The sequence below is a fragment of the Kiritimatiella glycovorans genome, from assembly GCF_001017655.1.
Taxonomy (GTDB): Bacteria; Verrucomicrobiota; Kiritimatiellia; order Kiritimatiellales; family Kiritimatiellaceae; genus Kiritimatiella; species Kiritimatiella glycovorans.
Genome location: NZ_CP010904.1, coordinates 1,146,358 through 1,161,153, shown reverse-complemented (window position 1 = coordinate 1,161,153; position 14,796 = coordinate 1,146,358). Strand labels below are relative to the sequence as shown.

At 63.1% G+C, this 14,796-nt stretch carries 11 protein-coding genes; 4 read left to right on the top strand and 7 right to left on the bottom strand.

The genetic code is table 11. From position 1 onward, the window contains the following. Nucleotides 1-5 precede the first annotated feature (5 nt). Nucleotides 6-1,742 (bottom strand): PAS domain-containing sensor histidine kinase, encoded by a 1,737-nt coding sequence (locus tag L21SP4_RS04785; RefSeq protein WP_052881590.1) that lies wholly within the window; start codon nucleotides 1,740-1,742, stop codon nucleotides 6-8. Between the two features lie 320 nt (nucleotides 1,743-2,062). On the opposite strand from L21SP4_RS04785, the gene L21SP4_RS04780 reads away from it, so the two are divergent. Together L21SP4_RS04780 and L21SP4_RS04775 are read left to right on the top strand one after the other, a co-directional pair. Next, entirely contained in the window at nucleotides 2,063-4,771 is a 2,709-nt protein-coding gene (locus L21SP4_RS04780) for a PAS domain S-box protein (protein WP_144413758.1), read from the top strand. An 11-nt stretch (nucleotides 4,772-4,782) separates the two neighbouring features. After that, on the top strand, nucleotides 4,783-5,598 hold the full coding sequence (locus L21SP4_RS04775) for an HAD-IIB family hydrolase (protein WP_052881588.1): 816 nt from the start codon (nucleotides 4,783-4,785) through the stop codon (nucleotides 5,596-5,598). 55 nt (nucleotides 5,599-5,653) lie between these two features. Here the strand turns inward: L21SP4_RS04775 and L21SP4_RS04770 are convergent, their stop codons facing one another. The 4 genes from L21SP4_RS04770 to L21SP4_RS04755 all read right to left on the bottom strand — a co-directional run bounded on the left by L21SP4_RS04770 (nucleotide 5,654) and on the right by L21SP4_RS04755 (nucleotide 9,506). Further along, complete coding sequence (locus tag L21SP4_RS04770) at nucleotides 5,654-6,676, bottom strand: hydroxymethylglutaryl-CoA reductase (RefSeq protein ID WP_417999893.1); 1,023 nt, start codon at nucleotides 6,674-6,676, stop codon at nucleotides 5,654-5,656. 20 nt (nucleotides 6,677-6,696) lie between these two features. After that, nucleotides 6,697-7,641: a cysteine synthase A gene (cysK, locus tag L21SP4_RS04765; protein ID WP_052881586.1), complete on the bottom strand. Its 945-nt coding sequence runs from the start codon at nucleotides 7,639-7,641 to the stop codon at nucleotides 6,697-6,699. Nucleotides 7,642-7,893: 252 nt separating this feature from the next. Continuing rightward, the gene (locus L21SP4_RS04760) at nucleotides 7,894-8,286 is read right to left on the bottom strand and encodes an RrF2 family transcriptional regulator (RefSeq protein ID WP_052881585.1); all 393 of its coding nucleotides are present in this window, start codon (nucleotides 8,284-8,286) and stop codon (nucleotides 7,894-7,896) included. Between the two features lie 161 nt (nucleotides 8,287-8,447). Continuing rightward, nucleotides 8,448-9,506, bottom strand: coding sequence for an IS30 family transposase (locus L21SP4_RS04755; RefSeq protein ID WP_052880849.1), 1,059 nt, complete (start codon nucleotides 9,504-9,506; stop codon nucleotides 8,448-8,450). Between the two features lie 222 nt (nucleotides 9,507-9,728). Between L21SP4_RS04755 and L21SP4_RS04750 the strand changes: the two genes are divergently transcribed. Continuing rightward, nucleotides 9,729-11,411, top strand: a complete 1,683-nt coding sequence (locus tag L21SP4_RS04750; protein ID WP_052882965.1) for a glutamine--tRNA ligase/YqeY domain fusion protein — start codon at nucleotides 9,729-9,731, stop codon at nucleotides 11,409-11,411. 553 nt (nucleotides 11,412-11,964) lie between these two features. Here the strand turns inward: L21SP4_RS04750 and L21SP4_RS04745 are convergent. Then, nucleotides 11,965-12,216, bottom strand: a complete 252-nt coding sequence (locus L21SP4_RS04745) for a hypothetical protein (RefSeq protein WP_052881584.1) — start codon at nucleotides 12,214-12,216, stop codon at nucleotides 11,965-11,967. A gap of 304 nt (nucleotides 12,217-12,520) precedes the next feature. On the opposite strand from L21SP4_RS04745, the gene L21SP4_RS04740 reads away from it, so the two are divergent. After that, a complete protein-coding gene (locus tag L21SP4_RS04740) occupies nucleotides 12,521-13,057 on the top strand; it encodes a GGDEF domain-containing protein (RefSeq protein ID WP_052881583.1) in 537 nt (178 codons plus the stop codon). A gap of 22 nt (nucleotides 13,058-13,079) precedes the next feature. Here the strand turns inward: L21SP4_RS04740 and L21SP4_RS04735 are convergent, their stop codons facing one another. Further along, nucleotides 13,080-14,657: an NAD(P)-dependent oxidoreductase gene (locus L21SP4_RS04735; RefSeq protein WP_052881582.1), complete on the bottom strand. Its 1,578-nt coding sequence runs from the start codon at nucleotides 14,655-14,657 to the stop codon at nucleotides 13,080-13,082. Between the last annotated feature and the right edge of the window lie 139 nt (nucleotides 14,658-14,796).

Below are 14,796 nucleotides of genomic sequence, written 5' to 3'. Positions count from 1 at the left end.
CCCGCTCAGCGCGCCGACGCGCCGTTCAGGGGAAGGACGAGGCTGAATTTCGCGCCCCCGCGGTCCATTGCCGCCGCCTCCAGCATCCCGCCATGATCCGCGGCGATCCTGCGGCTGATCGCCAGCCCGAGGCCGGTGCCCTCCTCCGGACCCTTGGTACTGTAGAAGGGCTCGAAAATGCGATCCGCGTCCGCCTCGCTCAACCCCGGCCCGTTATCCTCCACCTCCATCCGCAGCCACCGGGCCGAGTCGTTCTCCGCCACCCCGGCGCGGATGACGATGCGCTTGGCCTTGCCTTCGGGCGGTGAGGAATTGAGGGCATCGCGCGCATTGATCACCAGGTTCATCAGAATCTGCTGCACCTGCTGGCTGTTGCAGATCACTTCGGGCAGATCGCCCGGTATATCGGTATCCAGTTCGATGCGGTCATGCCTGAGGGTGGTTTCAAGCAGGGAACGGGTCGCCTGCACGACGTCCGAGACGCGCACGGCCCCCCGGTCGGGGCGCGACTGGCGTGCGAAGACGAGCAGGTTCCGGACGATCCGCGACAGCCGCCGGGTCTCCCGTTCGATCTCGGCGGCGTACTGCAGGCGCTCCCCGCCGGGCTGGTGGCCCTCTTTCTCACGCAGCAGCGTCGCATAATTGATGATCGCGGTGAGCGGATTGTTGATCTCGTGCGCCACGCCGCTGGCCATGGTGCCGATCGTTTCGAGCTTCTGGGCCTGCACGAGCTGCGTCTCCAGCGTCTTTTCCTCCGTGATGTCGCGCTGAACCGCCACGAAGTTGGAAATGGTTCCGGTCTCGTCGCGCACCGGCGAGATCACGGCCTCCTCTTCGCAGAGCGAACCGTCCTGCCGCCGGTTGCTGAAGCGCCCGCGCCAGACCTCGCCCGCGCGCAGCGTGTCCCACAAGTGCTCGTAAAAAGCATCGTCCTGGCGGCCGCTCCTGAGCATGGCCGGCTTACCCCCAACCGCCTCATCGGGCTTGTACCCCGTGATGTCCTCAAAGGCGGGGTTCACGTACTCGATCACCCCGTCCGCATCCGTGATCATGACCGCCTCGGCCGCCTGTTCGATCGCCGCCTCCAGCAGCCGCCGCCCCGCCTCCGCGCGGCGGCGGGGTGTGATATCCATGTGCGTACCGGTCATCCGGAGGGCCGTGCCGTCCTGCGCTCGTTCGGTCACTCTGCCGCGGTCGAGAATCCAGATCCAGTCCCCGTCCCGCGTGCGCATCCGGTGCTCCGTCTCGTATTGAGCGGTCCGGTTTTCGATGTGGTCGTCGAGCGCCTTCTGCACCCGGCCCAGATCGTCCGGATGCACGCGCGCCCTCCAGGTCTCCACGTTCGGCGCCAGCGAACCCGGTTCGAAGCCGAGCATGCCCTGCCAGCGTTCATCGAAGTAGACCTCTCCGGTGCGCAGGTTCCAGTCCCAGAGTCCGAGATCGGCGCCGCGCAGGGCCAGTTCGAGCCGCTCGGCGCTCTCGCGCCGCAGTTCCTCCAGCCGCCACTGATGCTTCCATTCCCGTCGGGCGAAGCCGAACACGATGGCACCCGAGATCAGCACGAACAGGATGCCCTTGAACGTCTGCAGGGTCGTCAGGGCCTCCGGAGCCGGAAGCGCGAGGAGCGCGGCGCGATCGGAGAGCAGGATCCAGAGGGTGCCGAAGAGCACGTAGACCACGGCAATCCGCAAGCCGAAGCGAAGACCGCTTTTTCCGGAGGAGGTAGCGCGATCGATGGACATAGTTCCCTGCCCCTTTCCCGCCCGTCGGGCTGATTCCAGTCTAGCATGCTTCGAGCCTGCGTCAAGACAGGTGGGGCTGCGGCAGCAGTTCTCATTATGGCCGCATTCCGACCGCGGACGGCGTGGCAGCCGTCCCTCCCGAGTCGATATCCGACGCCTTTTCGGGCATTGGGAGGGTCGGGTGCCACCCCGACCGAAAAGGGTGATGCCATAATGAGAATCGCTGGGCTGCGGACCGATCCGGCCATACGCGCCGCTCCGCTGTCTTGCAATTCGGGCCGACCGCCCTGATAGTATCGGATTTTCTGAGAGGTTACACCGTGAGCTGTGTCCGCATTATATCGGCACCCGCCGCGCCGGGGTTCGAAGCAGTGTCCGGCGTCCTGTCCCGGTTTTTCAGCGGGACGGGATCCGTGGCCGCCATGCCGCAGACGACATCCTACATGGAACATACCTATTTCATTGTGCTGGCGACCCTCGTCCTGCTGTTTCTCGTGCTCTACACCTGGCGCGTCAATCACCGCCTGCGCACCTTTCTCAGGGACCGCGATCTCGAAGTGGAACGCCGCCGCGCCCAGGAGGCGGCGGCACAGGAATCGGAGCGGCGACTGGACACACTGCTCGGAAACCTTCCCGGCATGGCCTATCGCTGCCGCAACGACCGGCAGTGGACGATGGAATACCTGAGCCACGGCTGCCTGGAGTGCACCGGCTACCGTCCCGCGGACCTGATCGGCAACCGGCGCATGTCCTACGGCGACCTCATTCTTCGCGAAGACCGTCCCGCGGTCTGGGAGAGCGTACAGAGGGCGATCTCGAAGAATCTGCCGTTTGAAATGGAGTACCGCATTGTTACGGCCACCGGGCAGACCCGCCGGGTATGGGAGCGAGGACGGCTGGTGCGTGATGAGCACGGCGACCTCGTGGCGCTCGAGGGATTCATCATGGACCAGACGGCCAGAAAGGAAGCGGAAGACGAGCGCCGCCGCCTGCTCGAACTCGAGCGTATGCTCTCGCGCATCTCCTCGAGCTTCGTCTCGCGGGGCAATCTGGACGCCAAGATCCGTGACGCGCTGCGGCGGCTGGGCGAGACGTGCGGCGTCGACCGCACCTACCTGTTCACCATCCATGAGGGCGGCCGGCGTTTGAGCAATACGCACGAGTGGTGCGCCCACGGCATCGAACCTCAGCGGGACCGGCTCCAGAATATCGAGGCCTCCGCGCTGCCCTGGTGGATGTCCAAACTGCGCCGGCGCGAAAACATCTACCTCCCCCGCGTGAAGGATCTGCCCGAAGCCGCCCGGGCGGAGCGCGAACTTCTGGAGTCCCAGCATATCCGTTCGCTGCTGGTCGTACCCATGAGCGCCGAACACCGGCTCACCGGATTCGTGGGCTTTGACGCCGTGCAGCACGAGATCGACTGGTCGGGAGAAACCATCGACCTGCTGCGCATCGTGTCCAATACCTTCGCCCGCGCCCTGGAACGCGATCAAACCGACCTCGAACTGAGGCGTCTTTCGACGGCGATCGAACAGGCGGCCGAGGCGGTCATGATCACCGACCCGGAGGGCGTCATCGAATACGTCAACCCCGCCTTCGAGGCGATCAGCGGATACGCGCGCGAGGAGGCGCTGGGCCGTACACCCGATCTCCTGAAAAGCGGGCACCAGCCGGAATCGCTCTACCGCGATTTGTGGGAAACCATCCGCAGCGGGCGCGTCTGGAGCGGGCGCATCACCAATCGCCGTAAGGACGGAGATTTGTATCACGAGGAGAATACGATCTCTCCGGTACGCGACAGCCGCGGACGCGTGATCTATTACGTAGCGGTCAAGCGGGACATCACCCGCGAAATCGATCTGGAGCGCCAGCTGCAGCAGGCGGAGAAGATGGAGGCCGTCGGCACACTCGCGGCGGGCATCGCGCACGACTTCAACAATATCCTCTGCGCCATCCGGGGATACGCCGAATATGCGCTCGGTGACTCAGGGCTTCCGGAGCGGTTGAAAGAGACGATCCAGTCGCTGATCAAAAGCCAGGAGCGCGCAACCCATGTGGTCGGCGATCTGCTGGCCTTCAGCCGGCGCCAGGACGAGGCGCTTCACCCCCTGCGCCTGTCGCCTCTGATCTCGGAACACATCAAGCTGATGCGCCGGGCGGTACCCTCCACCATCGGGATTACCTGCGACCTGCCGCCCGATCCGGTATGGGTCCGTGCGAATGCCGTGCTGATTCAGCGCATCCTTACCAACCTGGTGACCAACGCCCAGCACGCCATCGAACCGCGCGCCGGATCGATCGCCCTGCGTGTCCGCCGCCTGGACTCCCGCGAAGAGGAATCATTCCTCCCGCCCGATCTGGCGGCCGGGGAGTACGCGGTGCTCACGGTGGAGGATGACGGGCAGGGTATGGATGCGGAGACCATCGAGCGCGTATTCGATCCGTATTTCACAACCAAACCGCCCGGTAAGGGAAACGGACTGGGGCTCTCCTCCGCCCACGGCATCATCCACCGTCTCGGAGGGGCCATCACGGCGGACAGCGAACCGGGCCGCGGCACGACATTTTCCGTCTATATCCCGTTGTGCGGGCCGCCGGAAAACGACGCTGTACAGAACCCCACAACCGATACGACGGCGGATGAAGCCCCGATGCCCGTCTGTCGGCTGCTGCTGGTCGACGACGAGGAGATCGTGCGCGATTCGCTCGGCCGTCTCCTGCAGAGCCGCGGATTCGATGTGGACCTCGCCGCCTCGGGCAGGGAGGCACTGGAGCTTTTTCAACAGGACGGAAACGGCTACCACCTGGTGATTCTGGATCACGCCATGCCGGAAATGACCGGGATCGACCTGGCCGGCCGGCTTCGGGCGCTCCATCCGGACCTGCCGGTTATCCTCTGTTCCGGTTATCTCCATATCGATGAGAAACAGCTGTACGAAGAGCACGGATTCAACCGCTGTCTGCGCAAACCCGTGTCCGTCAACGAGGTGGTCGCGGCGATCGTCGACAGCCTCCGTCCGCGCACTTGAAGGGGGGCCGCATGAGCACCACGCATCTGCTCGCGAGCGACATGGACGGTACCGCCCTTCCCTCCCGCGATGATGCCGCCGGGCACCGCGCCGCGAAAGCACTCGCCCGTGCGCTCCATGCTTCGCCCTCCACGACCTTCGCCTGCGTGACGGGCCGCAGCCTGGCCCTGGCACTCGAGGCCCTCAACCGGTACCCCCTGCCCCGTCCCCGTTATATCGCCGGCGACGTCGGCACCACCGTCCACGAATACCGTGAAGGTGCATGGAGCGAGAACCCCGACTACGCCGGGCAGATGCAGCGCGCCATGGGCGGCGTGCGGGCCGCCGATCTCGCGCATCTCGCGGACGACCTGACCGGACTTTCACTCCAGGAACCGGAAAAACAGGCCCGGTGGAAATGCAGTTTCTACGTCGATGCGCAGTGCAGCCACCAGAAGGTCTGCGATGAGGTTCGCCGCGTGCTTCGCGGGAAAGGTGCGCAGGTGCAACTCGTCTACAGCCGCGACCTCACGGACGGCACGGGACTGATCGATCTGCTGCCCTCCGGCGTGACCAAGGATACCGCGGTGCGATTTCTCCGCCGCCGACTCGGTGTCGCCGATGAAAACCTGGTCTATGCGGGCGATTCGGGCAACGACCTCGCCGCTTTCCTCGGCGGCTGGTGTGCCGTGGTCGTCGCCAACACCCCCGACGACGTCCGGGCCGCCCTCGACACCGCCGTCCGCGAAAACCGCATCCGCCCCGAACGAATCTACTACGCCGCCCGCCCCTGCACCGAAGGCGTCATCGAAGGCGCGCGACACTTCGGGGTGTTGGAAGCGTGCTGAGAAAGTCGCTGCTCAGGTCTCAGGTTTCCCCTGACCCAAAAATCTTACTCAGGTTTCAGGTCTCAGGTTTCCCACGCCCCCTCCTCTCCATCCGCCGGTGCGCGCGCATGAGTTCGCCGGGAACGGTCTGGGCGGCGAGGAGCGAGAGTTCGCCGCACCACACCGCGGCGGCGCAGAACACGGCCAGCCGACGCGCGTTGGCGCCGGGTTCGCGTTCTTCCCGGCAGCCGAGCGTCGCGAGATTATCCTGCGCGTAGGGCTGCGACGGACCCGGACCGACCGTGCCGACGATCAGGCTTGGCAGGGTCACGGAGAAGTAGAGTCCTTCCTCGCGCGCCTCCGCCGTCGTGAAGCCCTGCGAACCCTCGACGACATTCGCCGCGTCCTGGCCGGTGGCGAGGTAGAACGCGAGCAGCATATTGGCGAAGTGCGCGTTGCCGCTGCGCACCCCGCCGGCGAGCGCCGTGCCCAGCAGGTTCTTGCGCTCATTGAGCCGCGCGACGGCTTCGGCTGAGGTCTTCAGCACGCTCTCGCACGCTTCGTGCGGAATGGTCATATCGGCCACCAACGAAATGCCGCGCCCCAGTAATCCGTTGACCGCCGACGGCTTCTTGTCGGTGCAGAGATTGGCGGAGATCGACCCGTAGCACAGGCCGGGGCGACGCTCAAGGATATCGTTCAGCACCGCCTCCGCCGCCTGGGTGCTCATATTGTGTCCCGCGGCATCGCCGGTGAAAAAGGCGAGGCGCAGGTAGAGCAGTCGGCCGACGACCTGAGGGCGTATCTCCAGCAGCCGGCAGTAGCGGCTCGTGCCGCGAACGACGTCCTCGAGCCGATCGAACTCCGCCGCGATCCCGCGCGCGGCCTCCGCCGCCTCGACGGCATCATCGGCCTCGACCAGCACGGAACGGGTCATCCGCGCGTCCAGAACCACCGCCCGCAGGCCGCCGTTTTCGCGGGTCACGCGCGCGCCGCGTTTCACCGAGGAAAACAGCGGAGTCTCCAGCGTGGCGAGCGGAAGTTCGTATTCGCCTTCCACCTCCGGCCCGGCCATGCCTGCCGGCCCCACGCGCCGCATCGGGATGCGTGCCTCGTCGCTCACGCGTCCGCCCCGCCTTCGCCTTCGACCAGCCGCGTCGAGAGATAACGCTCCGCGCTGTCGCAGATGATCGTCACGATATAACGTTCGCGCCCCGTGTCGCGCCGCGCGGTCTCGCAGGCCGCCCATACGTTCGCCCCGGCGGAGATCCCGGCCAGAATGCCCTCCTCGCGTGCGAGACGGCGGGCCATGGCGACGGCGTCGTCCTCCTCCACCGTCACGATATCGTCGATCAGTTCCCGGTCCAGGTTCTCCGGGACGAATCCCGCGCCGATGCCCTGGATTCCGTGCGGACCGGGCTTTCCGCCGGAGATCACCGGCGACGCCGCGGGCTCGACGGCGACCGCCTTCAGGTCCGGCTTCTTTTTCTTCAACGCACCCGCCACGCCGGTGAGCGTACCGCCGGTGCCCACGCCGGCCACGAACACGTCGATCGCGCCTCCCGTCGCCTCCCAGATCTCTTCCGCCGTGGTGCGGCGATGGATCTCCGGATTGGCCGGATTGCGGAACTGCTGCAGCATCACCGCCTCCGTATCTTCCGCGACGCGCCGCTCCGCCTCCTGCACGGCGCCCGACATCCCGCCCGCCGCGGGGGTGAGCACCAGCTCCGCGCCGAGGAACGCCAGCAGTTTGCGCCGCTCCAGGCTCATCGATTCCGGCATCGTCAGGATCAGGCGGTATCCTTTGGCCGCGGCCGCGAACGCCAGCGCGATCCCCGTGTTGCCGCTCGTGGGTTCGATCAGCGTCCCGCCGGGCTTCAGGCGCCCCTCCCGCTCCGCGGCCTCGATCATCGCCGCGCCGATGCGGTCCTTGACGCTTCCCGCCGGATTGCGCGATTCGAGTTTCACGGCGAGCGTCCCCGCCTCCGGAGGCACCACGCGCTGGAGCCGTACCAGCGGCGTGTTTCCCGTCGTCTGCAGTATCGTGTTGTCGGATGGGTTCATACTTTTACTCCCCGTACACATGCTCCCGGACACGACCCTTCATGCCCTTCCCGTCTTCGTAAATCTTACTCAGGCTTCAATTCTCCATCCTTCATGCCCTCCCCCTCTTCGTAAATCTTACTCAGATTTCAAGTCTCCATCCTTCATGCCCTTTCCCTCTTCGTAAATCTTACTCAGGTTTCAAGTCTCAGGTTTCTCACTCACTCACTCCCCCTCTCCCTCCGACGCTGCTCCCGCGCGCTCCCCGCTTTTCTACGCCATCAGCGAATGCAGCGTGACGGAGTCGAGATAGTGATGCAGCCGGCTGGAGGCCTCGCGCCAGACCGGACGGATAACACAGTCGTCTGCGCGCGGACAGTCGTCCATGAGACAGGAGACCAGACACAGATTGCGCTCGGACGCCTTGAGCACATCGGAAACCGTGATTTCATCCGCCGGCCGGGTCAGCAGAAAACCGCCTTTCACGCCGCGCAGTCCTTCGACCAGACCGGCCTTCTTCAGCGGGACGATGATCTGCTCGATATAATCCTTCGAGATGCCTTCGTCCTCGTAGATGATCCGCTTCGTGACCGGACCCCGGTGCTGATGCCGCGCGATGCAGAGCAGGATGCGCACCGCGTAACGTCCTCTCGTCGATAGCCTCATAAGCTCCGCTCCCTCTTCGCAGTCAAAAGCATCCGGCCCAGGCTCGAATGATTATTATTGCGCTAATCATTATAGAAGCGGTTGCTTTGAGGTCAATAGCGCAAACCGGTCCCCACGGTAGGTTGTAAACCCAAATGCCGCATGTAGTGGTCTTGTTTCATTTATGAGATCGTTTTGAGTTCGTTCGTGAAGAGTTCGTGAGGGGTCATGAAGTCGAGGATCCGGCGCGGGTAGTTATTGATCCATAGCTCGATGTCGCGGATTTTCTGCTTGGTAAAGCGCGCGATATCCCGGCCCTTGGCCACGAACCGTCTGATCATCCTGTTGCCGTTCTCGTTCGATCCGCGTTCCCAGGATGAGTATGGGTGGGCGTAGAAGATCTGGGTTCGCTGTTGCTTCGAGAAGGAAGAGGCTTCTAAGGCTTCGAAGTCCAGGAACTCGCTGCCGTTGTCGACCGTGATGGTCTTGAAGATCTGACGGAAGCAGCGGGAGCCATGTTCACGCTCGAGCCCTCTGAGAACTTTGAGCACGCTGGCTTGGCTCTTATCAGGCAGCTTGCGAATGATCGTGATCCGATGTCTGCGTTCCACCAGGGTCAATAGGGCGGCATTGGACCCGCGCGTGGGGCCGGTCACCAGGTCCATCTCCCAGTGTCCGAACTCCTCGCGCGTCTCGGCTCCTTCGGGACGCTGGTCGATGCTTTTGCCTTTGGAAATCCGCTTCGCCAACCGCCGAGCGCCGCGTTTGCGCCGCTTGGCTCGCTTACGCTTCTCCCACAGTGACTCGTTGCTGAGCCCGAAAATGACGCCTTTATCGATGTAGTTATAGATCGTCTTGGTGCACACCACCTCCTCCAGACCGGCCTGACGCATCCGAAAGGCGACTACATCGGGCGATTCCTTATGTTCCACAATGCGGCAACGGATGAATTCGGCCAGCGCATAGTTGCGGCCCAGCCTCAGACCGGGCCCCCTTGCGGTGGCGTGGTAATCATGGAGGTCCTGGCCGCGATCGCTGCTGTAGGTCCGGTATTCCCGCCACTCCGAGTCCCGGTGGGTCACCGTCCCGCGCTTGAGCTCACGCTGGATCGTACGCGGGTGACGCTCCAAGGCGGCCGCGATGTCCCGTGGGGGGATCCCCCCACGGGACATCCGCTCAATCACCATGCGCTCCACCCTCGTCAAGTGCTTGCCCTTCCTGCTATTCTGATTCTGTTCCATGCCGTCTCCTTCCTCTGTTGTCCTGTTGTAAGACCACAAAGGATAGCGAACCACGGCATGGAACGCTCTCTCCTATACCTGCGGCATTTCACATTACACTTCTCACAAACCGGTCCCCACAAAATGGCGCGTTGACTCGCCGCGCCGCGGCTGTTTGACTACGGCGTTTATCCGGCCGTGCAGGATCGCCGCGGCCGCCAGTCACACAGCGGGGACGAACTGATGAGCGAAGCGCACACTCCTTCGGAAGAGACGCCGAACCCTTTTATCTGGGACGAGATCGACGCCGACCGCGCGGCCGGGCGCTACGGCGGCGCGGTGGTGACCCGGTTCCCGCCGGAACCGAACGGCTATCTTCACATCGGCCACGCCAAATCGATCTGCCTCAATTTCGGCACGGCGGAACGCTACGGCGGAAGGTGTCATCTGCGCTTCGACGACACCAACCCTGAAGCCGAGGACCCTGAATACGTCAACTCCATCCGTGAGGACGTCCGCTGGCTCGGATTCGACTGGGGCGAACACCTCTATTTCGCTTCGGACTACTTCGAGCGGATGTACGCATGCGCCTGTCTGCTGATCCGTAAAGGGCTGGCCTACGTCTGCGAACTCAACCCGGAAGAATTCAAGGCCATCCGCGGGACCCCGACCCGTCCCGGCGGCGAATCGCCCGGCCGGGAGCGGAGCCCCGGCGACAATCTCGCGCTGTTTGAAAAGATGCGGGCCGGTGAATTCGAGAACGGCGCCTACGTGCTGCGGGCGCGGATCGACATGAGTTCACCCAACATGCACCTGCGCGACCCCGCTCTGTACCGCATCAGGCATGTGTCTCATCACCGCACCGGCGACGCGTGGTGCGTGTATCCCACCTACGATTTCGCCCACGGGCTGGAGGACGCCTTCGAGGGCGTGACGCACTCGATCTGCACCCAGGAGTTCGAGGTGCACCGTCCGCTCTACGAATGGCTTCTGCAGGCCCTGGAATTCGAGAATCCGCCCCGGCAGATCGAGTTCGCGCGGCTCAACCTGAGCTATACGATTATGAGCAAACGACGGCTGCTCGAACTCGTCCGCGAAGGGCTTGTGGACGGCTGGGACGATCCCCGCCTCCCCACCCTCTGCGGGTTGCGACGACGGGGATTCACCCCCGAGTCCATCCAAACGTTCTGCCGGAAGATCGGCGTGACCAAGTTTGAGGGGGTCTCCGACATCGCCCTTCTCGAACACTGCGTCCGCGATCACCTCAACGCCGTGGCCTCCCGCCGGCTGGCCGTCCTGGACCCGGTCAGACTGGTCATCGAAAACTATCCCGAAGACGCCGAAGAGACCTTCGAGGCCGTCAATAATCCGGAGGATAAGGGCGCGGGCACGCGCCCGATCCCGTTCGCGCGCGAGCTGTGGGTCGAACGCGGCGACTACATGGAGGACCCGCCGCGGAAATTCCGGCGCCTGTCTCCGGGCACGGAGGTGCGCCTGCGTTACGCCTGCCTGTTCACCTGCTCCGGCGCGGTGTACGATGAGGAAGGCCGCCTGAAGGAGATCCGCGGGACCTTCGATCCGGAATCGCGCGGCGGTTCCGCGCCCGACGGGCGCAAGGTGCGCGGCACCATCCACTGGGTGTCCGCGCGCCACGGGGTCGACGCGGAGGTGCGGCTGTACGACCGCCTGTTCAATGTCCCCGATCCGGCTGCGGACGACGACTTCAAGACCCACCTGAATCCCGACTCGCTGCAGACCGTGCGGGCCGTGGTCGAACCCGAAGGCGCCGGGGCGGAGCCCGGAACGCATATCCAGTTCGAGCGCCTCGGGTACTTCTGCGTCGATCGCGATTCCACACCTGAATCTCCCGTCTTCAACCGTACCGTCCCCCTGCGGGATACCTGGGGAAAGAAAGGGAAAGGATAGGTCCCGGGCCTAAAATCGCTACCGGTACGGGATAGACCATGAAGAGCATGAAGGTTTGTGGGGGGGGAGGAAATTCAGAGTAAAAGGAGGCTCTTGCAGAACCCTTAGAGAGAACGCACCATTTCTTTGCCTGTGCTCTTCTCATTCATCTTTGCGATTTCCGGGTAGGGCGCGATCTCTCCGCCTTCGGCCCTTTATGCCTTCGGCGGACAGGCTGAGCGCGCCGCTCGTTTGCGGACGGCCCGGAGGTCCGTCCCTACTCTCACGCACGGGTTCGGCTTGCACCTCTTGGGCAGGGCGTGCTCTCCGAGCGCGCCGCTCGTTTGCGGACGGCCCGGAGGTCCGTCCCTACCTTCACATGAAGGTTGGGTAAGGGGGGGTAAACATAATTCGTACTCGGAGCGCCGAAGGCGCGATCCCCCTCCCCCGGTTCAAGGAACTCGAGTACGAGTCGGGCACTGATGAAGTCAGGAAACATCCGCACCGCGATACAAACAAAACCCCGCCTGAAGGCGGGGTTTTTCTGTGTTCAGCCTGCTCCGCGATAGATGCTTTACTTCTTCAGAGCCTGGATGCGCTTATCGAGATCGTCTTTTTCCTTCTTCAGCGTTTCCAGTTCTTTGGCCTTCTTCCGCTCGATCCACTCATCGCAGATCGACTGGATTTTCTGAAGCTCCTCTACGCTGAAGCTGCGGTAGCGGCGCTTGTCGAACACCTGGCGCCGGAACGCCTCCTTGGATTCCGCCCGGCGCTTTCTCCGGTCGGCTGCCTCGGACTGCTGTACACTGCTTTTCTTCTTAGCCATGATTGGTATCCTCCGTATGACTTTATGGTCCGGATCCGCCTTCCCGGGGTCTTTTTATGAAATACAGAGCCTTAAATACAGGAAAGCGGATTCGGAACTTCACGTGCAGGTTCCGACTCTGTATTCTTTCCATAAATCCCGCCATCACTGGGATTGTTCATAACTCTTTTTTGTTCTTTACGTCAATGATGATTTGCAGAAATATTTAAAAATATATCGTCACCATGTCGCGTATTTTGAATACTTGGGATCCGGGTTCTCTGTGCTCTTTCAGCTGGCAGGCTAAAACATAAAAGAATTACTTATGATTAACTCTGACATGCATGACCGGTACTGCGGTGAGTGGGGGGGGCTCTGCGATTCTTTACGGCGGCAGGGGGTCGATGAAAATACGATTGAGCGGGTAATAGCCCTTATCGCGCGGGATACCCTCACCGGAATCCTCAACCGGCGGGGTATTGAACAGGTTTTTTCGCAGCAGCTTGCGATCGGCCTTCGCTACCGGCGTCCGTTAGCGGTTCTGCTGCTCGATCTGGACGGGTTCAAGGCGGTCAACGACCGGGAGGGGCATCCGGCCGGCGATGAGATGCTGCGTGCGTTCGCCGACTTTCTGCGCAGGGCGGTGCGCGGATCCGACGTGTGCGGGCGATGGGGCGGCGACGAGTTTCTGGTCGTGCTTCCCGAGACCGGTTCCGAGGGGGCCCTGAATCTGCTGGACCGCCTGCGGAAGACGGCCCCCCTGCCCTTCTCCGCCGGCTGTGCATGTTTTCCCGGCGACGGCGAAGACCTCGTCGCCGCCGCCGACGTCCGGCTCAGAGAAGACAAGGCGCGATCTCGCTAACCGATTCCGCTAATCCCGCAGATCAGAACGTGATCCCCACCGCGTACGGCGCGTCGATCTCGCCCGCGATACGGTCGACGATCTCCTGATCGACGGGGCTGCTGGTTTTCATGATTGCCAGCGAGTATTTCCCGCTTTCGTCGTGCGGGTTACGGACATCGTCGATATTGATCCCGTGGTCGGCCAGCGCCACACCGATCTGGCCGAGGACGCCGGGACGGTCCTCATAGCGGAAGAAGACGGCATGGCCTTCCGGTTCAAAGTACAGCTTATCGAAATCGTCGATCCTTGAGATCATCAGGCGCCCTTCGGCGACCGTACCGCGGATACTCACCCGGCGCAGGCTGCCGTGATCGACATTGGCCGCGAGATCGATCGTGATCGTATTACCGTAGTTCTTCGTGTCATCCGTCTCGCGGTCGTTGTAGTCGATACCCATATCTTTCAGGTATTCGCGCGCCGCGGCGGCCTCCATACTGCGGTCGAACTCCTCGCTGACCGCGGCCAGGATCGGGACGATCATCCAGTCCGAGAACGGCTTCAGCGAGCCGTACACGCTGGTTTCGATCATCTTGAGCTTATTGCGTGCGCCGACCCACTGCCGCGCGAGGTGGGCGAGATCATAGGCCAGGTCCGCGTACATTTCGTCCAGTCCTTCGGGGACATCGCGGTTGACGATATAGGTCGACATACCCTTTTCGTCGTATTCCATGAGCTGGTCCGCGGCGCGTTTCGCGGCGTTGTAGTTCGCCTCGACCGTACTCGCGCCGAGGTGCGGCATCATCAGGTCGGCGATATCCGCCACACTCTTTTCGCCGGCGGCGTCTTTCGGATATACATCATTGAGGAAGCGGATGTTCTTTTCGGCTTTCACCGCGCGCAGGTCGTCCTCGTTGATAATTCCCGCCCGGGCGCAATTGACGAGCGTCGCGCCCTCCTTCATACGGCCGGCCAGGTCTTTATTGATCATGCCGCGCGTATCGTCGTTTTCGGGGATGTGAAGCGAGATGTAGTCGCAGCGCTCGAAGAGCGTCGGCAGGTCGACCAGTTCCGCGCCGAATTCCTCCGCCCGATCTTCCGAAAGGACCGGATCATACGTGAGCAGTTTGATATCGAATCCCGCCAGTCGCCGGGCCACGAGGCGTCCGATCGCCCCGAATCCGACGATCCCGACCGTCTTGCCGGTCAGTTCGCGGCCCATGAGCGTTTTTTTCTCCCATTTGCCCTCGCGGGTCGAGACATCCGCCTGGACCACGTGGCGGGCGTCGGCCAGCATGAGGGTGACGACTTCTTCCGCGACTGCGTTCGCGTTGGCGCCGGGGGTATTCATGACATCGACGCCGCGCTGGCGGGCGTAGCGGATATCGATCGTATTGTAGCCTGCGCCTGCGCGTACGATGACCTTCAATTCCGGCAGCGCGTCGATGATCTCCGGCGTGACCTTATCGCTGCGCACGATCAACGCGTACGTATCCGGATGCTGCGCCGCCAGTTCCTTCAGCTCCGTACTGTCGTCGTGAACCACATTATAGCCTCCGCTGTCCTTCAGCAGCTCTCTCGCCACCGCATTCAGCTTCGTCGGAATCAACACCTTTTTCATCCTGTATACCTCTCCGGTTTTCTTTGCGCTCAAAAGCCGTCATTATACTCATCCCGCCGCCGGGCGCAAGATCCCGACCGCGCTGGCTAAGGCCAGCCAAGGTATCCCGTGTAGCCTCTCTGAAAAGCGCCGCACCGCT